Consider the following 19,053-nt stretch of genomic DNA (forward strand, 5'->3'; position numbering starts at 1 on the left):
TTGTTCAGTCAGGGTGGCCACAGAGGCAAGGAGCGGTCGATGTTGTATGTAAAGCGGGACGCCTGGGGCAATCTGCAACAGGTGGAAGCGGCGCCCTTCGAGGGCATGGATGGCGAGTTGTTGGCCGACAGCCAGGAAGCTCAGGCCTGGTATGCCAACCAGACGGTCGAAAGCAGCCTGCTGCAACTCAAGCAGAGCGACCTAGACATGATCCGGGTACTGGAAGACTTGATTACCGTACTGATCCGTAAAGGTGTGGTACGCATCACCGACCTGCCAGAGGCCGCGCAAAGCAAGCTGGTCGGCCGTAGCAAGGCGCGGGATGCCTTGGGCGGGCTGCATCGGTTGATCAATGATGATGAATCAAAGCTGATCTGATCCAAGCGCATTGACACGTCAGACTAACAAGGGTTCGCGGGCATGGCCCGCGCCTCCAGAAACTGCTGTCAGCGCCAAGGCCCGGGCTCACCGAACAGACGCCCCTGTACGCCGCTAATGCCCATGGCACGTAGCACCTGCCACTCCCCTTCGCTTTCCACACGTTCGGCAATCAACGGCAAATCAATGCTGTTGGCCGCGCGCTGCATGGCCTCGATAAACAGGCGTTTGTCGTTTTCCTGATCGATGTCGCGGATATAGCTGCCATCCACCTTGAGGTAGCCCAGGCCCAGCTTGGCCAGGTTGCCGATCATGCTAAAACGTCCACCAAAGTGCTGCAGGCCGAGACCAAAACCCAGGCTGCGCAAGCGCTGGGTCAGGCTTTCCAGCGCAGCCTGATCGGGGAGCTGGTCTTCATCCAACTCCAGGGTCAAACGCGGCCCCAGCTGGCGGTTCTGCTGCAGTACGGCATACAGTGCCGCCAGCGCTTGTGGATCACGAATACTGCTGCCAGACAGGCTCAGCGCCACAGCGGCCTGATGCCCTTGCAGCTGTTTGAGCACCAGACCCAGCATGACCTGATCCAGCCGCGCAGCCCAACCGAAACGCTCAACCCAGGGCAGGAAGCGCCCGGCGGGAATCAATGCGCCCTGTTCATCCAGTACCCGCGCCAGCACCTTGTGGTGCAGCACGCGCGCCGGGTCACCGGCAGCCACTACCGGCTGGAAGAACAACTGGATACGCCCCTGCGCCAGGGCCTGATCCAGCAGGCGGTACCAGCTTTGCCCTTCATCCACCGCCAGCGACTGTTCAAGCAGTTCATTGAATGCCCAACTCGGTTGCGCCTGGCTGGCGGCTTGCGCCAAGGCGCTGTCCAGCGCGCGGAACAGATCGTCTTCTGCTGCACCCGGGGCGAAACCGGTCAGGCCCATATGCGCGACCGGCAGGCAGTCGCTGGCTCCAGTTTGCTGCAGGCTGTTTAACTTCTGTTCCAGCTGCTCAGCCAGCTGTTGCGCCTCAAGCCGTTCATACCCCGGCGCGAGCAAGGCAAACTCGCCACCGCGGTTACGCGCCAGAACAAAACGCCCTTGGCTGAGCTGTTGCAGCTGCTCGGCAATGCTGACCAGCAACTGGTCGGTGCGCTGACCGCCCAGGCGCTGGTTGAGGCCGCTCAGGTCATTGACCCGCAGCAATAGCAAATAACCACTGCAGGCCTGCTCGTCGACATTCAGTCGGGCATGCAGTTGCAGATCGAAATAGCGCCGGTTGGCCAGCCCGGTCAGGCTGTCCTGATAGGCTTCAGCCCGCAACGCTTCACTGCGTGCGGCCTCTTCGGCAAACAGTGCCTTGAGCTTGCCGACCATCTGGTTCATGGCGTTGACTACCCGGCGAAACTCGGGGGTTTTCGGCAGTTCCGGCAAGCTGAGGAATTCGCGGCGGGCGATGGCATTGGACTGCTCGACCATATAATCCAGCGGCCGCAGCTGGCGCTTGAGCAGCAGCACACCAAGGGCAATACACAGCACACCGCTCAGGGTCAGCCACAACAGATTGCCAAGGGTGCTCTGCCAGAGTTTGCCGACAGCAAACAACGGGTGACTGATGACCTGCACCTGCGCGGCCTGACGCCAGCCATCACTGACAATCGCATCGCCCTGGGCTGGCTCCAGATCGACCAGGCGGGCAAACCACTGAGGCGCCTCGCCGCTGACCGGCACACCGCTGCGTTCAACCAACAGCTTGCCGGTGGCCGGGTCGGTAACGCGAATGCTCTCGAAATAACCACTGTCGAAGATCGAGCTGACCATCAATTCGATCATCGCGGTGTCGTTGACATGCGGGCTGAGCGAGAGACCCAGCGCCGTGGCGGCATCCTGGGCATGGGCGCGCAGCTGGTTGACCTGCTGCTCACGCGAGCTTTCCACACTGACCAGAAAACTGCCGACGAAATTCACCAGCATCAACATGCAGATGGCGATAAACAGCTGCTTGAACAACGACATCAACCACTCCTGTCGAGCCCACCGCACAGTTACCGGCCCGAATACGCGTAAACAGATCAGATCGTCGCAGCCGGCGCGGCACTCAGAAAGCGCTAACGCCCGCTCGCTGCCTTGCGGCACGACGCCCGCCATGGTGCGTGGCGCAGGCACAAAACACAATGTCCACAGCACCTGCGTGGGCAATTCAGCGGAGGGGATCGAGAGGGTTGCGATGGCGGTCGCATTGCCTGTTGCAGGCAAGCGACCGCACAACGAAGGTGGAACTTAGGCGCGGGGCAGACCACGCAGATGGATAAACCCGAACAGCAGCACTTGCAGACGCTGCAACCAGAGCTGCGGCTGGCCAACCAGGCGCGCGTTGAACAGCAGCATCTCGCCGAGATGCGCCAGCAGCATACCCCCGGCAATCAGATTGACCGCCAGGTGCCAGCCCTCACCCATGGGATAGATCAGGTTGAGCAGCGCCAGCAACCAGAATGTGGCCAGTGCGCCCTTAGCGAATATCAGAACAGGCATGAAGCACTCCTTAATCAGGTGAAAAACCTGAGCAGTCTGCCCTGATAACGCCTCAAGTGAGTCCGCACTTTGGTCGGGTCGAGTGACGCAGCAACACTTAACGCAGGGTCAGGGCAATCGGCGTATCACCGAAGTCAAAGCAGCCGAGGAAAGTCTTGATATCCAGCAGATTGCCGTCGACTTTTACATCCCCCAGTAGCGCACCCTTGAGCAGGCCGTTCTCGCCGCTCATCACGGTGTCCAGGTAGGTCTTGTCGAGGGTCAGCTTGAGCGTGGTGCCCTCCGGGATGCCCTGATGCAACTGCACGACGCCACGGCGCACTTCCAGTGCCCACTGCTCACCAATATCCGGGAAGCTGAAACCCAGGGTCAGCTGCACATCATTGGCCTTGTCCGGGTCGACGCGGGTAATCCAGTTCTGCAGGAAGATCCGCGCCGGGAAGGTCTTCAGCATGTCCGCCGAGAGAAACGCGCTGCGCATGCTCACGGCCATCTGCTGCACATCCTCACCAGCCAGCTTGCCTTCCAGCTCCATAGCGCTCATCAGGTACCAGTTACGCCAGTTGATGTTCATGCTGGCGTAACCCAGCTTGCGGAAGCTGCGGGCCTTGATATCGCGGGCCAGCGTGTCCTCGTTGTCCACCTGAATGGCGTAGCTGGACAGTTCGGCAGCCCATTGGTAATCACCCTTGAGGTAAGCCTCGCCGGCGGCCAGCAGCAGTTTTTCCCGACCGCCCATCAAGGCAATCAGACGCTCGGCTTTATCTTTGGGCGGCAGCGGATCAAGCGCCACCGGGTCACCCTGGAACCAGCCCAGGTAGCCGTTGTAGATCTGCCGCACGCTGTGTTTCACCGTGCCGTAGTACTCGCGCAGGTAAGGCGTGTAGCCGGCCAGGTGCGGTGGCAGTTTGACCTTCTCGACCAGCTCGTCCGGGGTCAGGCCCTTGTTCATCCAGCGCACGGTCTGATCATGGATATAGGCGATGCCGTCGCGGGTCATTCGCAACACTTCCTCGACCTTGTCCTGGCCACTGACCGGGCGGCCATGCAGCGGCACCATGTGCTCGGCCTGATAGGCGCGCAGCTTGTCCAGGCTTTCGACCCACACCACCGGGTCGCGGAACTTGGTGCCGCGCAGGGTGTGGATATTCGGCAGGGTTGGCCCCTGCTCCACCTCGGCGCTGATCAGCACGCGGTTATCCGGCAGGTAGACGATGATCTCGTCCGGCGCTTCGCTGGGCACATGCAGAAACTGCAGGTCCAGGCCGGCGATGCGCGTATCGAGCTTGTCCTTGAAGGTCAGGGTCGGCGCGATAAAGGTCGACGCCTCTGCCTTGGCCAGCGGGCCTATCCCGGCGTTCATCTGTTCATGGTCACTGGCCGGCAGCGCCGCACCGAAGCTGTAGCCGGAACGCACCGAGAGAATCGGCCCGACCAGCGCGCCCTGGGCCACCACATTGGCCAGCAGGGTGTCGTGAGCGATGATCTGCACCTCGCCATTGCGCACCTGCTCTTCCGTGACGAAGGCCTTCACGCCGTTGATGTGGTCCGGGTGGAAGTGGGTGTAGACAACCGCCTTGACCGGCTTGTCGCTGATCTTGCGGAACTCGGCCATGATCTTGCGCGACTCGCTGACCGACTCGCCGGTGTCGATGATGATCAGCCCTTCCGGCGCCTCGATCATCGCCACGTTGCCCAGCTGCCAGCCGACAGCGGAATAAACGTTGCCGGCCACCTGGTAGACCTTCTGCGCGAAGTGCTTGGTGTGCTCGGCCAGCTCCGGATTGATCGACGGGCGGATCTGTTCTTCGGGCAACGCGGCCTGACCGGCCAGGGGTAATGCCAGGCTCAGCAGCACGGCGGCAGTTCGATTCAGTAAAAACATGCGAGTCGCTCATTGTTATTGGCGGTATTGGCAGAGTGGCCAAGCGACAGCAATAATTCCAATGCATTCCAAATCAATAAATGATGCAATCAGCGCATGAACGATCTTCGTCAGCTTCGCCATTTTGTCGCCCTTGCCGAACACGGCCATTTCGCCCGTGCCGCCGAAGCCGTGCACCTCAGCCAACCCGCGCTCAGTCGCAGCATCCAGGCGCTGGAAGCCAGCCTCGGCTGCAACCTAGTCGACCGCCATAGCCGCGGTATCAGCCTGACCACCCACGGCCAACTGGTGCTGGAACATGCACAGCGCCTGCTGGCGGGCAGCCAGGCGCTGAAAAACGCCGTCAGCCAGCTGGGTAATCTAGAAACCGGTGAACTGCGCCTGGGCGCCGGCCCCTACCCGGCCGCACGACTGGTGCCACGGGCGGTGGGTCGCATGGCGCTGCGCTACCCACGGGTGCGGGTCAACCTGCAGATCGGCAACTGGCTGGAACTGCGCAGCAGTCTGCTGGATGACGCCCTAGAGCTGTTTGTCGCCGACAGCCGTGAACTGCTCGATGACCCACTGCTGTGCATCGAACCACTGCAGCGCCACAACGGAGTGCTGTTCTGTCGCCCCGGCCATCCACTGCTGGCCCATACAACGCTGCGCATGCACGATCTACTCGATTACCCGCTGGCAGGCACCCAGCTGCCACTGGCGGTGGCGCGCAGCCTTAGCGCACTCAGCGGGCGCGAGCAGCCGCTGAGCATTCAATGCGACAACTTTATGGTGCTCAAAGCCCTGGTGGCCGACAGCGACGTGCTGAGCATGGCGCCTTGGGATGTGGTGGCGGAGGATGTGCAGGCCGGTCGCCTGGCGCGTTTACCCCTGGCCGACGGCGTACTGACCGAGCAATCGGCCTACGCCTTGATCAGCCGCGCCGGGCATAGTCTGTCGCCGGCAGCCGAGGTCATTCGTGAGGAAATCCTGGCCGAAGAGCGCATCTTCGGCCAGCAGGTGGTGGATACGTCTAACTGACTGGCGTATGCCATCAGTTACGCTGACGCTCCCAGCCGCGCCGTTCATCACGCCGCTGTTCGCCACCATGGCGGCCGTCGTAACGCTCCTGACGGTGTTGCGAGCGCTCGCGAGAGTACTCCCGCGGGCGGTTATCCCAGCCGGCACGCGGCTGCACGGCGCGGTAGTCGTGGCGCTTCTGATAGCTATGCGGTTGGTAATGCCGCGGGGGTGGCGCCGGCACGTAATAGCGCGGGGGCTGACGGTAATGTTCGTGGCGCCGCCCGTCATGGCGGTAGGCCGGATAACGCTGCTGCGGCACCACATAGACCGGGTAGCGCTGCACTTGGTAATAGGTGGTCGAATAGTGCCGGTCATAACCACGGTGGCCATAGCCACTGCCGCCGCCGTAGACCGCACAACCGCTTAACGAGACAAACAACAGCGCCAACAGCATGGATTTATAGGACATGGCGGCCTCCTTCGACCGCAGGTACGGCAACAACTGCTGTCGCTGCCAGGGATGGCTCCCAACTGATCAGACAACACCAGCCCCTCGCCAGTGCGCAGCGTGTGCACGGCAGATTTCATGACAAATTATTTCAGCACCGATAGCGCCTTCGTTTCGGCTACACAGGCCAACCTGGCACAGTCCTCGCTTAAGCCAGGCAGCATCAAGGAAATGCGTACGGCAGCAAGTCGCTTGCAGCCTGACAATTGGCAATGGTCGACTAGGGTTCCGATTCACCGCAGCGTACTGCGGTGGGTGTCCGGTCCGAGAGTCGACGACCTCAAGTAACGGCTCAGGCCATGGGGTTACACGGCGGGATAAAAGCCCGGGAGAACGCACAGCACAGCTGTCCGCTTTCCTGTTCCCGCTGACTGACCCGAGGTAACCATGCCCCTACGTACCCTGCTCGCCCGCCTTACCTGCAGCTGCCTGCTGGCCAGCCTGCTGTTGCAACCGGCCCATGCCGCCACTGAACCGAAAACCTTCAAGCTGTGCTGGTCGATCTTTGCCGGCTGGATGCCCTGGGGCTATGCCGCCAGCGAAGGGATCATGCAGAAATGGGCCGAAAAGTACGGTATCCGCGTCGAGATCAGCGAGGTGCCGGATTACGTCGGCTCGATTGAACGCTACAGCACCGGCGAGTTCGATGCCTGCTCGATGACCAATATGGATGCGCTGACCATCCCGGCTGCGGCGGGCGTGGATTCCACCGCACTGATCATCGGCGATTTCTCCAACGGTGCGGATGCCATCCTGCTACGCGGCCCGGGCCTGACCCTGAAGGATCTCAAGGGCAAGACCGTGCTGCTGGTGGAAAACTCGGTGTCGCACTACCTGCTCAGCCGCGCCCTGGAATGGGCGTTGCTCAAGCCTGAGGATGTGACCATCCAGCACGTCTCCGACACGCAGATTGCCGAGGCCTTTCTCGCCGGCCAGGGCGATGCGGTGATCACCTGGAACCCGATCCTGGCCAAGATCAAACAGCAGGCCCAGGTCAGCCAGGTATTCAGCTCCAACCTGATTCCCGGCGAGATCGTCGACCTCACTGTGGTCAACAGCAAAGTCCTCGCCGCCCACCCGGAACTAGGCAAAGCGCTGACCGGCGCCTGGTTCGAAACCCAGCGACTGATGGGCATGCCCACCGATGCCGGGCGCGCAGCACGGGCGAAAATGGCCAGCGCCGCCGGCACCACGCCGGAGGATTTCAGCCAGCAACTGGACACCCTACGCTCGTTCTACTCGCCGCGTTACGCCCTTGCCTTTGCCCGCGCCAACAAGATGCCCGAGCTGATGCAACGGGTCGCCCAGTTCGCCGACCAGCAGAAGCTGCTCGGCCACGACGGCAAGGGCCTGGACAAGCTCGGCATCGCCTTCAGCGGTGAGCGCAGCCTGGGCAATGCCGACAACATCCTGCTGCGCTTCGATGGCCGCTATATGCAAATGGCCGCAGACAAGCAACTTTGAGAAACAGTCTACGATCTGCTGCGCGTCAGCTCTGCTGCGTTAAAAACAGGCTCGGCAAGCCGCTTGCGGCTAACGCGCTTTAGCGCGGCCCAGAAGGCGAGTGAAACGAGTAATGCTCATTTAGCAGACGCCCCGCAATGCAGCACAGCCGCTGCATTGCGCACCGCCAGGGCGCACAAGCCAGGCCTGGTGTCAGCAGAAACCCCGTGCCAGCGGGCTAGTTCAAGCTGGCACGATGTTCGCAGTACCTAACTCGTGCAGGAACAACCCGCTGTGGCGGGATCGCGGCACCACAACTTGCAATAGCTGACTAGGGTTCCGATCCGCGTTCCGATGAATACGGGTGACTGGTCCGAGAGTTGGCGACCTCCTTCGAGGTTACACGGCGGGATAAAAGCCCGGGAGAACGCGCCCCACCCGTGGGGAAACCGCCGCGCACTCCTGCCCGTCTTTCTCGAACTGGAGGCTCCACCATGCGTAAGACCCGTCTGTGTTCAGTACTCGCCGCCGGCCTGGCCGCCGCCATCAGCCTCAATAGCCACGCCGCGCCGAAAACCGACTTCAGCGTCTGCTGGACCATCTACGCCGGCTGGATGCCCTGGGAATACGGCGCCGCAGAAGGCATCGTCGACAAATGGGCGAAAAAGTACGACATCAACATCGATGTGGTGCAGATCAACGATTACGTCGAGTCGATCAACCAGTACAGCGCAGGCCAGTTCGACGGCTGCACCATGACCAATATGGATGCCCTGACCATCCCCGCCGCCGGCGGCGTGGACAGCACCGCGCTGATCATCGGCGACTTCTCCAACGGCAACGACGGCGTCGTGCTCAAGGGCGAGAAGAAGACCCTGGGCGACCTCAAGGGCCAGAACGTCAACCTGGTTGAACTCTCCGTGTCCCACTACCTGCTGGCCCGCGGCCTGGAAAAAGCCGGCCTCAGCGAGAAAGACCTGAAAGTGGTCAATACCTCCGACGCCGATATGGTCGCGGCCTTCGCCACCAGCGACGTCACCGCCGTGACCACCTGGAACCCGCTGCTGGCCGAGATCGAAGCCACGCCGAATGTGACCAAGGTGTTCGACTCCAGCCAGATTCCCGGTGAAATCATCGACCTGATGGTGGTCAACAGCGACACCCTCAAGGACAACCCGGCCTTCGGCAAAGCACTGACCGGCGCCTGGTACGAAATCATGGCCACCATGAGTGCCGACACCCCGGCCGGCCTGGCCGCGCGCGAGCATATGGCCAAGGCCTCCGGCACCGACCTGGCCGGCTATGACGCACAACTGGCGGCGACCAAGATGTTCTATTCGGCCAAGGACGCCGTGGCCTTCGCCACCAGCCCGAAACTGCCGGCCACCATGACCAAGGTCGCGGAGTTCTCCTTCGGCCACGGCTTGCTCGGCGAAGGTGCAGAAAGCGCTGATGCCATCGGCATGAGCTTCGCCAAAGGCATCGTCACCGGCGACAAGGGCAACCTCAAGCTGCGCTTTGACCCGAGCTATATGCAGATGGCGGCTGACGGAAAACTCTGACGCCGTAGGGTGCGCCGTGCGCACCCTACATAGCTCTCGTTCACCCATGAGATAGCCCCATGCGTCTGATCAACCGCCACCCGGATCGCAGCGGTCGCCTGCTGCTGATCCTGCTGCCCTTCGCCCTGCTGCTGTTTGCCTATTTTGCAGGCTCGGCGCAGCGCCTGGCTGACAACCCCAACGACAAACTGCTGCCCAGCGCCAGCCAGATGGCCGCAGCGGTTGATCGCCTGGCGTTTACCGAGGACAAGCGCAGCGGCAACTACCTGTTCTGGCAGGACAGCGCCGCCAGCCTCAAGCGCCTGGGCATGGGCATTGGCATCGCCGCTCTCGCCGGTTTGTGCCTGGGGATTGCCGCCGGCATCATCCCGCTGTTCGGCGCACCGTTGTCACCGTTGCTCACGGTGTTGTCGATGGTGCCGCCGCTGGCGATTCTGCCGATCCTGTTTATCGTCTTCGGCCTTGGCGAGCTGTCCAAGGTGATGCTGATCGTCATCGGCATCACACCGATCCTGGCCCGCGATCTGGAACAGCGCGCCCGCGAAATTCCTCAAGAAATCCTGATAAAGGCGCAAACCCTGGGCGCCAACACCTGGACCCTGATCCTGCGCGTTGTACTGCCGCAACTGCTGCCGCGCCTGCTGATCGCCCTGCGTCTGGTACTCGGCTCGGCCTGGTTGTTTCTGATTGCCGCCGAAGCCATCGCCTCCACCGATGGCCTCGGCTACCGCATCTTTCTGGTACGTCGCTATATGGCCATGGACGTGATCCTGCCCTACGTAGTGTGGATCACCCTGCTCGCCTGGCTGATGGACCTGGGCCTGCGCCAGACCACTCGCCTGTGCTTCCCCTGGTACGAGGGAGCGAAAGCATGAGCGCCTTTATCGAGGTGAAAAACGTCTGGCAGGAATACGGCGACCAGGTGGTTTTAGAGCGTCTGAACCTGAGCATCAACGAAGGCGAGTTCTGCACCCTGGTCGGTGCATCTGGCTGCGGTAAATCGACCTTTCTACGCCTGCTGCTCGGTCAGGAGCGCGCCAGCCGGGGCGAGATTCTGCTCGGTGGCGAGCCGCTGGCTGCCGAGCCCGATAGCAGCCGGGGCGTGGTATTTCAGCGCTACTCGGTGTTCCCACATCTGAGTGTGCTGGACAACGTCGCCATCGGCCTGGAACTGCCCCGCTCGCCGCTGCTCGGCCGCCTGTTCGGCGCCGCCAAGCGCGAAGCCCGCGGACAGGCGGCAGTGATTCTGCAGAAAGTCGGCCTCGGCCACGCCCTCGACAAGTACCCCAGCCAGCTCTCCGGCGGCATGCAGCAACGCCTGGCGATTGCCCAGGCGCTGATCATGCAACCACGCGTCTTGCTGCTCGATGAGCCGTTCGGCGCCCTCGACCCAGGCATTCGCAAGGATATGCACAGTCTGCTGCTGGAGCTGTGGCACGAAACCAAACTGACCGTGTTTATGGTCACCCATGACCTTAGCGAAGGCTTCAGCCTCGGCACCCGCCTGCTGGTGTTCGACAAAACCCGCATTGACCCGCATGCGCCGAACGCCTTCGGTGCGCGTATCACCTACGACATCCCCCTCAACAGCGACCGTCGCGCCACCCGCGCCGCCGTCGAAGCGTTGCCAGCGCATATCGCCGGCAACCTGCAACCGGCCCTGTAGGAGCACCCGATGACCACCTCATTAAGCCTGCGCCCCACCCTCTACGAGGAACTCGTTCCCGGCGGCGGGCACACCTCCTTTGTCCTCAAGCGCGGCCAGCTGCTGCGCATCACCGACCTCGAAGGCGGCGCCAACGCCAGCCTGCTGCTGCTCAATGCTGCGGAGAAAAGCGAACGGCTGAATCTGCCGGACAGCCTCAAATGCCAGCACACCGCCAAGCTCACCGCCGGCCACTGCCTGTATTCGGATATGGGCCGCGTTCTCGCCGCCATTACCGCCGATACCTGCGGCTGGCATGACAGCTTCGGCGGCGTACTCAACGCCGATGAAGTGAAAGAGAAATACGGTGCCGGCAGCTACCAGGAACTGCGCAACGGCTTCTTCCGCAACGGTGTGGACAACCTGCTGGTGGAAATGGGCAAGTGGAACCTCAATCTGCAAGACCTGCTGATGTGCCTCAACCTGTTCAGCAAGATCACGGTCGATAGCGACGGCTGCTTCCACTTCCAGCCGGGCAATTCCAAGGCCGGCGACTACATCGAGCTGTACGCGCCGATGGACACCCTGGTGGTGCTCACCGCCCTGCAACACCCCATGGACCCCAACCCGGTGTATGCACCCAAGCCGCTGCAACTGAGCTGGCACAAGGTGGCAAGCGATGGCATCAGCGTGCTGTGCCGCACCTCGCGCCCGGAAAACGCCCGGGGCTTCCACAACACCGAACGTCTGTATATCTGAGGCCGGCCAGCATGACTCTTATCTCAAGCGACAAGCACCCGGAAGCGGCGGTGTACCGCGCCACCATCGCCGCTGGCGAACCCTTTCTCTGCGAAGTAAAAGCCGGGCAGACCCTGCGCCTGCTTGACCTGGAAGGCAATCAAGCGGTCGATACGCTGTTCTATTCGGCGCGCAACCCGCGCGAGCGCTATGACGTGCAACGCACCCTGCGCAAACAAAACCGCGTGTACCTGACCACCGGCAGCGTGCTGTATTCCAACCTGGGCCAGCCGATGCTGACCATCAGCGCCGACACCTGCGGGCGCCACGACACCCTCGGCGGCGCCTGCGCCCAGGAGAGCAACACCGTGCGCTACGCCCTGGACAAGCGCTATATGCACAGCTGCCGCGACAACTTCCTGCGCGCCAGCCTGCACGACGGCCGCCTGAACAAGGCCGACATCAGCGCCAATATCAACTTCTTTATGAACGTGCCGGTCACCCCCGAAGGCGGCCTGACCTTTGAAGACGGCATCTCCGCCGCCGGCAAATACGTCGAGCTGATCGCACACATGGATGTGATCGTGCTGATCTCCAACTGCCCGCAGCTGAACAACCCCTGCAACGGTTACAACCCGACTCCGGCCGAGGTGTTGGTATGGGACTGACACGCTGGCAAGCGCTGCGACGCTGGCTGTTTCGCCTGTGCCAGAGCCGCGCGGGGCAGTGCCTGGAGCAGCAGCCCAAGCCACCGCAAAACCCGTAGGAGCGAGCCGACTCGCTAGAGCGCGGATCGCCAGCAAGCTGACTCCTACCCAAAGCAAAAGCCTTTCAACCACGGACGACCGTGGTGCAGACCGAATACCGCGGGACGACCCGCCCCCCCTTTCGAGGGCAAGCAGATGTTCGACAAACTCCTGATCGCCAACCGCGGCACCATTGCCTGCCGCATCCTGCGCACCCTGCGTCAGCTCGACGTCAAAGGCGTGGCCGTGTATTCCGAAGCCGACGCCGCCAGCCTGCATATCCAGCAGGCCGACGAGGCTCATAGCCTCGGTGAAGGCCCTGCGGCCGGTACCTACCTGGTGGCCGACAAGATCCTCGCCGTCGCCAAGCAGACCGGCGCGAAAGCCATCCACCCCGGCTATGGTTTCCTCTCCGAAAACGCCGCCTTCGCCGAAGCCTGCGAGGCCGCCGGCATCGCCTTTGTCGGCCCGACGCCCGAGCAGCTGCGCGTATTTGGCCTCAAGCACACCGCTCGCGCCCTCGCGAAACAGTACGGCGTGCCGATGCTCGAAGGCACCGAACTGTTGGAAAACCTCGATGCCGCGTTGGTCGCAGGCGAACAAGTCGGCTACCCGGTGATGCTGAAAAGCACCGCCGGCGGTGGCGGCATCGGCATGCGCGTGTGCAACAGCGCCGCCGAGCTGAGTGACGCCTTCGAGGCCGTCAAACGCCTGGGGCAGAACAACTTCAGCGACAGCGGCGTATTTATCGAGAAGTACATCCAGCGTGCCCGCCATCTGGAAGTGCAGGTATTTGGCGACGGCCGCAGCGAAGTCCTTGCTCTCGGCGTACGCGACTGCTCGGTGCAACGGCGCAACCAGAAGGTGCTGGAAGAAACCCCGGCACCCAACCTGCCGGCCGGCATGGCTGAAAAGCTGTGCGCGGCGGCGATCAAGCTGGCCAAGGCGGTCAGCTACCGCAGCGCCGGCACCGTCGAGTTCGTCTACGACAGCGAGGCCGAGCGCTTCTACTTCCTCGAAGTGAACACCCGCCTGCAGGTCGAACATGGCGTCACCGAACAGGTATGGGGCGTCGACTTGGTGCGCTGGATGATCGAGCTGGCGGCCGGCGACCTGGCCCCGCTGAGCGAACTGGCCCAGGGCCTGAAACCCAGCGGCCACGCCATCCAGGCGCGCCTGTACGCCGAAGACCCGGGCCGCGACTTCCAGCCGAGCCCCGGCCTGCTGACTGCCGTGCAATTCCCTGCGGCCGACGGCAAGAGCCTGCGCATCGACACCTGGGTCGAAGCCGGCTGCGAGATTCCGCCCTACTTCGACCCGATGATCGCCAAGGTCATCACCTGGAAGCCGACCCGCGAGGAAGCCAGCGCCGCGCTCAACCAGGCCCTGGCCGATACCCTGCTGTACGGCGTGGAAACCAACAGCCAATACCTGCGGCAGATCCTGGTCGACGCGCCGTTTGCCGACGGCCATCCCTGGACCCGCTGCCTGGAAGGCCTGACCTACCAGGCCAACACCTTCGAGGTGCTGTCCGCCGGCACCCAGACCACCGTGCAGGACTTCCCCGGCCGTCTCGGCTACTGGGCCGTCGGCGTGCCGCCATCGGGCCCCATGGACAGCCGAGCCCTGCGTCTGGGCAATCGCCTGCTGGGTAACGAGGCAGGTGCTGCCGGCCTGGAAATCACCATGAGCGGCCCGACTCTGCGCTTTAACACCGATGCCGTGGTAGCGGTCACTGGTGCAGCGATTCCGCTAAGCGTGGATGGTATCGAGCAGCCCCTGAATACCGCACTGCTGATCAAGGCCGGCAGTACCCTGAGCCTGGGCACCATTGCCGGCGCGGGGGCACGTAGCTACCTAAGCCTGCGCGGCGGTGTGCAGGTGCCGGATTATCTGGGCAGCAAAAGCACCTTTACCCTCGGCCAGTTCGGCGGCCATGGTGGCCGTGCCCTGCGCGCCGGCGATGTGCTGCATATCCCGGCATTGAGCAATGCGGACAACGGCGCGCAACTGCCCGCCGCACTCTGCACGGCCCTGCCGGCCGTGCGCGAAATCCGCGTGATCTACGGCCCGCACGGCGCACCGGAATACTTCACCCCAGCCTATATCGAAACCTTCTTTAGCACCGACTGGGAAGTGCACTTCAACTCCAGCCGCACAGGCGTACGCCTGATCGGCCCGAAACCGGAGTGGGTGCGCGACAGCGGCGGCGAAGCCGGCCTGCACCCGTCGAATATCCATGACAACCCGTATGCCATCGGCGCAGTGGACTTTACCGGTGATATGCCGGTAATCCTCGGCCCAGACGGCCCGAGCCTGGGCGGCTTTGTTTGCCCGGTAACGATTATCGAGGCGGATCTGTGGCAGCTGGGGCAGCTTAAGGCGGGCGACAAGGTGCGCTTTGCGCCGGTCAGTATTGAAGTCGCACGGCAATTGGCTAAAGCCATCACGCAAGAATGCGCGCTTGTCTCCCCTCTCCCGCTTGCGGGAGAGGGGCCGGGGGAGAGGGCTGTTCCAACCGACGCCCAAAGCCCCTCTCCCCAACCCTCTCCCATAAATGGGAGAGGGAGCAGTTTAGCCCTCACCTCCCCCATCGTTCTCGATATCGGCGAAGCCGATAAACGCCTGGTCGCGCGCCTGTCCGGCGACACCCATCTGCTGCTGGAAATCGGCGCACCCGAGCTGGATCTGGTGTTGCGCTTCCGTGGTCACGCACTGATGCAGGCGCTGGAAGCATTGAACCTTAGCGGCGTGATCGACCTCACTCCGGGCATTCGCTCGCTGCAGGTGCATTACCAGCCGGAAACCCTCGCCCTGAGCGATTTACTCGGCATCGTCGCCGGCGAATGGGACGCCGTGTGCGCTGCACAGAACCTGCGCGTGCCGTCGCGCATCGTGCATCTACCGCTGTCCTGGGATGACCCGGCCTGCCAGCTGGCCATCGACAAGTACATGACCACCGTGCGGAAGGACGCGCCCTGGTGCCCAAGCAACCTGGAATTTATCCGCCGCATCAACGACCTGCCCAACCTCGACGAGGTCTACAGAACGGTGTTTGAGGCCAGCTATCTGGTGATGGGCCTGGGCGACGTTTACCTCGGTGCGCCGGTGGCCACGCCGCTCGATCCGCGCCATCGCCTGGTCACCACCAAGTACAATCCGGCGCGCACCTGGACCGCCGAGAACTCGGTGGGCATCGGCGGAGCCTATATGTGCGTGTATGGCATGGAAGGCCCCGGCGGCTACCAGTTCGTTGGTCGCACCTTGCAGATGTGGAACCGCTACCGCGACCTCAAAGCCTTCCACGGCAAACCCTGGCTGCTGCGCTTCTTCGACCAGATCCGCTTCTACCCGGTGGGTGCCGACGAGCTGCTGCAGATCCGCCGCGACTTCCCGCTCGGCCGCTATGAGCTACGCATCGAAGACAGCGAACTGGCCCTGGCCGACTACCAGGACTTCCTCGCCGAGGAAGCCGAAGGCATCGACGCCTTCCGCAACCAGCAACGCGCCGCCTTCGACGCCGAACGCCAGCGCTGGATCGAATCCGGTCAAGCGCACTTCGAGAGCGAGGAAGTCGGCCCGGATGTGGGCGAGGACGCCCCGCTCGGCGCCGGCCAGCACAGTATCGACAGCCATATCGCTGGCAACCTCTGGCAGGTGCAGGTCGAGGCAGGCAGTGCAGTGAAGGCCGGCGACGTACTGGTGATCCTCGAGTCGATGAAGATGGAGATCCCCCTCACCGCCCCGCGCGACGGCGTGGTCCGCGAAGTGCGCGTACAACCCGGCTCGCCAGTGCGTGCAGGACAGCGCGTGGTGGTGCTGGAAGAGGGCTAACGGATCAATCGGCATATACGCGAGAAGGGCTTTAGCCGCGACAGCGTCAACCCAGCAACAACCGTCGCGGTTAAAGCCCCTCCCACACGACTGACGCCCTGCTTGACAACCAATCGGCGAGGTCCGATGTTTCAGCAGCGCCGGCCGTTGCCGAGCGCTACAATGCGGCCATTATTTAGCCAGCAGAGTCTTGCATGCCACAGCCCTCGCCCCTGACACGTCAACGTTCCTTGATTGTGCTTCTGCTGGTTCTGCTCGGCTGTGGCTTCCTCGCCACCTCCCTGGCCAGCTATTACACCGCCCTTGATTCAATCCGCGCCGGCATCATCAACACCGAGTTGCCGCTGACCTCGGATAACGTCTACTCGGAAATCCAGAAAGACCTGGTTCGGCCCATCCTGATTTCCTCGATGATGTCGCGGGACACCTACGTGCGCGACTGGGTGCTAGGCGGCGAAAAGGATGCCGAGCAGATCACCCGCTACCTGCGCGAGGTGCAGGAGCACTACGCCACGGTCACCAGCTTCTTCGTCTCTGAAAAGACCCACACCTATTACCAGGCTAAGGGCGTGCTCAAGCAGGTACAAGAAGCCGAACCACGCGATGACTGGTATTTCCGCGTGCGCGATATGCAGGCGCCTTACGAGATCAATGTCGATGTCGATATGGCCAACGATGACCGCCTGACCGTGTTTATCAACTACAAGGTATTCGACTACCAGCAGCGCTTTATCGGCGCCACCGGTGTGGGTCTGACGGTGGATGCAGTGGTCAAACTGATCGACACCTACCAGCAGCGCTACAACCGCAGCGTATTCTTCGTCGATACCACCGGCCGCCTGGTGCTGACTGGAGCCGACGGCGGGCCGATGGGCGCGCGCGTCGGCCAGTCGCTGAGCGAACTGCCGGGCCTGGAACAGCTGATGGCCAAGCTGCCGCACCCACAAAGCGGCGACTTCGAGTATCAGGAACATGGCCGCGACCACTTCCTCAACGTGCGCTTTATTCCCGAACTGAACTGGTACCTGTTCGTCGACAAACATGAAGATGGCGCGGTAGCCGGCATCCGCAAGTCGCTGTACCTGAACCTGCTGATCTGCCTGGTGATTACCAGCATTGTCATCACCCTGGTCAGCCTGGCGATGGGCCGCTATCAACGGCGTATCAGCGCCCTGGCCACCACCGATCAGTTGACCGACCTGCCCAACCGCCGTGGCTTTGACCTGCTGGCCAACCAGGCCGTGCAGGAAGCCCGACGCACCCCCAGCCCACTGTGCGCGCTGATGCTCGATCTGGACAACTTCAAGCAGCTCAACGACAGCCAGGGCCATATGGCCGGTGATGAAGTGCTGCGCTGCTTTGCCCGCAACCTGCAGAACGCGGTACGCCAATCCGACATCATCTGCCGCTGGGGCGGCGAGGAATTTATCCTGCTGCTCAAGGACACCACACCCGATCAGGCCCGCGAACTGGGCGAGAAAATCCGCCAGCAGACCGAACGCAACACCATCAGCTTCAACGGCAGCGACCTGCAAATCACTACCAGCCTCGGCCTGGCGCAACTGCATGCTGGCGAGTCGCTGGAGCAGCTGATTACCCGCGCTGACCGCGCCCTCTATCGGGCCAAACAAAGCGGTCGCAACCGCCTGTGTGAAGAGACCGCGTGAGCACTAATACCACCCGCTGCCCCTGCTGCGGGCAGCTTAACCAGTGCGCCCAGGCTGACGCCGACGCACCGGTAAGCGAATGCTGGTGTTTCAGCGCCACCTTTGATGCCGAGCAGCTGGCCAAGCTGCCGCCCGAGCAGCGCAACCGCAGCTGCCTGTGCCCACGCTGCGCGCAGGGCCTGCCAGCTGAGACGCAGCCAGCAAACGACTAGCCATGCGCCTCGACCGCTTTCTCAGCAACCTGCCCCAATTCAATCGCCAAGCCGCCCGCCAACTGCTGGCCAGCGGCCGTGTGCAAGTGGACGGCGCGGTGGTTTGCGATGGCCTGTGCGAGGTCAACCAGTTCAGCCGTATCGAGGTCGATAGCGAGCTGCTACAGGCCGGCAAAGCTGAACGCTATTTCATGCTGCACAAACCCATCGGCGTGGTCAGCGCCACCGAGCACGAGCAACACCGCACCGTGCTGGATTTACTCGACGAGCTGGACAAAGCCGACCTGCACCTGGCCGGCCGCCTGGACCTGAATACCAGCGGCCTGCTGCTGATCACCAACGACGGCCAATGGTCACGTCGCCTCACCGAGCCGCGAAGCCGCCTGGGCAAGGTCTACCGAGTTGAGACCGAACAGCCGATCACTCCCGAGTACATCGAGGTGTTCGCCCGTGGCCTGTACTTCGCCTATGAAGACCTCACCACCCTGCCCGCCGAGCTGGTCATTCTCGATAGCCACAGCGCCCTGCTGACCCTGCACGAAGGCCGCTACCACCAGGTCAAGCGCATGTTTGGCCACTTCCAGAACAAGGTCATCGGCCTGCACCGCCTCAGCATGGGCGCCATCCAACTCGACCCAGAGCTGCTTCCTGGCCAGTACCGACCACTCAGCCCGGCAGAAATCGCCAGTTGCTAGCGTCAGAGCTGCGCCCAGTTTTTGTGCAGAAAAGGCAAATTAAGGCTTGTCAGCACCCCACGCGGCTGCTTAAATCGAAGCACAAGTCTTAACGTGACCAAATAGTCACCAAAGACATCTAAGCGCTCCATCGGTTACTTGCGCACTGCGCGAAATGGGTTCCTGCCTGGTCAAAGACGCCGCTCCACACCTGCCAAAAGGTCGTGGATGGATGCTCTA

Annotated in this window: 16 protein-coding genes and 2 riboswitches; of the genes, 12 read left to right on the forward strand and 4 right to left on the reverse strand. The window is 62.5% G+C overall.

The window, feature by feature from the left end; genetic code table 11:
- The first annotated feature begins 39 nt into the window (after positions 1–39).
- Positions 40–378: a tryptophan synthase subunit beta gene (locus tag ACOCLD_RS16145; protein WP_233686244.1), complete on the forward strand. Its 339-nt coding sequence runs from the start codon at positions 40–42 to the stop codon at positions 376–378.
- 68 nt (positions 379–446) lie between these two features.
- Here ACOCLD_RS16145 and lapD read toward each other — a convergent pair whose 3' ends face one another.
- From lapD to ACOCLD_RS16160, 3 genes are all read right to left on the reverse strand, one after another.
- Positions 447–2,381 carry a cyclic di-GMP receptor LapD gene (gene lapD, locus ACOCLD_RS16150; RefSeq protein WP_422909889.1) on the reverse strand — a complete coding sequence of 645 codons (1,935 nt, stop codon included), beginning with the start codon at positions 2,379–2,381 and terminating at the stop codon, positions 447–449.
- Between the two features lie 264 nt (positions 2,382–2,645).
- Positions 2,646–2,897 (reverse strand): DUF1145 domain-containing protein, encoded by a 252-nt coding sequence (locus ACOCLD_RS16155; protein ID WP_422909890.1) that lies wholly within the window; start codon positions 2,895–2,897, stop codon positions 2,646–2,648.
- 97 nt (positions 2,898–2,994) lie between these two features.
- Positions 2,995–4,782, reverse strand: a complete 1,788-nt coding sequence (locus ACOCLD_RS16160) for an alkyl/aryl-sulfatase (RefSeq protein ID WP_422909891.1) — start codon at positions 4,780–4,782, stop codon at positions 2,995–2,997.
- Between the two features lie 96 nt (positions 4,783–4,878).
- Here ACOCLD_RS16160 and ACOCLD_RS16165 point away from each other — a divergent pair, with 96 nt between their 5' ends.
- On the forward strand, positions 4,879–5,802 hold the full coding sequence (locus ACOCLD_RS16165) for a LysR family transcriptional regulator (protein ID WP_422909892.1): 924 nt from the start codon (positions 4,879–4,881) through the stop codon (positions 5,800–5,802).
- A 13-nt stretch (positions 5,803–5,815) separates the two neighbouring features.
- On the opposite strand, the gene ACOCLD_RS16170 is transcribed toward ACOCLD_RS16165, so the two are convergent.
- On the reverse strand, positions 5,816–6,253 hold the full coding sequence (locus tag ACOCLD_RS16170; RefSeq protein ID WP_422909893.1) for a hypothetical protein: 438 nt from the start codon (positions 6,251–6,253) through the stop codon (positions 5,816–5,818).
- A 248-nt stretch (positions 6,254–6,501) separates the two neighbouring features.
- A riboswitch (guanidine-I (ykkC/yxkD leader) is annotated at positions 6,502–6,626 on the forward strand.
- Positions 6,627–6,679: 53 nt separating this feature from the next.
- Here ACOCLD_RS16170 and ACOCLD_RS16175 point away from each other — a divergent pair.
- From ACOCLD_RS16175 to ACOCLD_RS16220, 10 genes are all read left to right on the forward strand, one after another.
- Positions 6,680–7,756 carry a putative urea ABC transporter substrate-binding protein gene (locus ACOCLD_RS16175; protein ID WP_422909894.1) on the forward strand — a complete coding sequence of 359 codons (1,077 nt, stop codon included), beginning with the start codon at positions 6,680–6,682 and terminating at the stop codon, positions 7,754–7,756.
- Positions 7,757–8,055: 299 nt separating this feature from the next.
- Positions 8,056–8,163, forward strand: a riboswitch (guanidine-I (ykkC/yxkD leader).
- A gap of 66 nt (positions 8,164–8,229) precedes the next feature.
- Positions 8,230–9,297, forward strand: coding sequence for a putative urea ABC transporter substrate-binding protein (locus ACOCLD_RS16180; protein ID WP_422909895.1), 1,068 nt, complete (start codon positions 8,230–8,232; stop codon positions 9,295–9,297).
- A gap of 59 nt (positions 9,298–9,356) precedes the next feature.
- Complete coding sequence (locus tag ACOCLD_RS16185; RefSeq protein ID WP_422909896.1) at positions 9,357–10,172, forward strand: ABC transporter permease; 816 nt, start codon at positions 9,357–9,359, stop codon at positions 10,170–10,172.
- A complete protein-coding gene (locus ACOCLD_RS16190) occupies positions 10,169–10,963 on the forward strand; it encodes an ABC transporter ATP-binding protein (protein WP_422909897.1) in 795 nt (264 codons plus the stop codon). The genes ACOCLD_RS16185 and ACOCLD_RS16190 overlap by 4 nt, the downstream gene beginning before the upstream one ends.
- Before the next feature lie 9 nt (positions 10,964–10,972).
- Entirely contained in the window at positions 10,973–11,701 is a 729-nt protein-coding gene (locus ACOCLD_RS16195) for an urea amidolyase associated protein UAAP1 (RefSeq protein ID WP_422909898.1), read from the forward strand.
- 11 nt (positions 11,702–11,712) lie between these two features.
- The gene (locus ACOCLD_RS16200; protein WP_411175987.1) at positions 11,713–12,348 is read left to right on the forward strand and encodes an urea amidolyase associated protein UAAP2; all 636 of its coding nucleotides are present in this window, start codon (positions 11,713–11,715) and stop codon (positions 12,346–12,348) included.
- A 234-nt stretch (positions 12,349–12,582) separates the two neighbouring features.
- Positions 12,583–16,260, forward strand: a complete 3,678-nt coding sequence (gene uca / locus ACOCLD_RS16205) for an urea carboxylase (RefSeq protein ID WP_422909899.1) — start codon at positions 12,583–12,585, stop codon at positions 16,258–16,260.
- Between the two features lie 194 nt (positions 16,261–16,454).
- Positions 16,455–17,927: a sensor domain-containing diguanylate cyclase gene (locus ACOCLD_RS16210; protein WP_422909900.1), complete on the forward strand. Its 1,473-nt coding sequence runs from the start codon at positions 16,455–16,457 to the stop codon at positions 17,925–17,927.
- Positions 17,924–18,139: a cysteine-rich CWC family protein gene (locus ACOCLD_RS16215; protein ID WP_422909901.1), complete on the forward strand. Its 216-nt coding sequence runs from the start codon at positions 17,924–17,926 to the stop codon at positions 18,137–18,139. The genes ACOCLD_RS16210 and ACOCLD_RS16215 overlap by 4 nt, the downstream gene beginning before the upstream one ends.
- A gap of 2 nt (positions 18,140–18,141) precedes the next feature.
- Positions 18,142–18,834: a pseudouridine synthase gene (locus tag ACOCLD_RS16220; RefSeq protein ID WP_422909902.1), complete on the forward strand. Its 693-nt coding sequence runs from the start codon at positions 18,142–18,144 to the stop codon at positions 18,832–18,834.
- Positions 18,835–19,053 lie beyond the last annotated feature (219 nt).

The organism is Pseudomonas cimarronensis, assembly GCF_049331905.1.
Taxonomy (GTDB): Bacteria; Pseudomonadota; Gammaproteobacteria; order Pseudomonadales; family Pseudomonadaceae; genus Aquipseudomonas.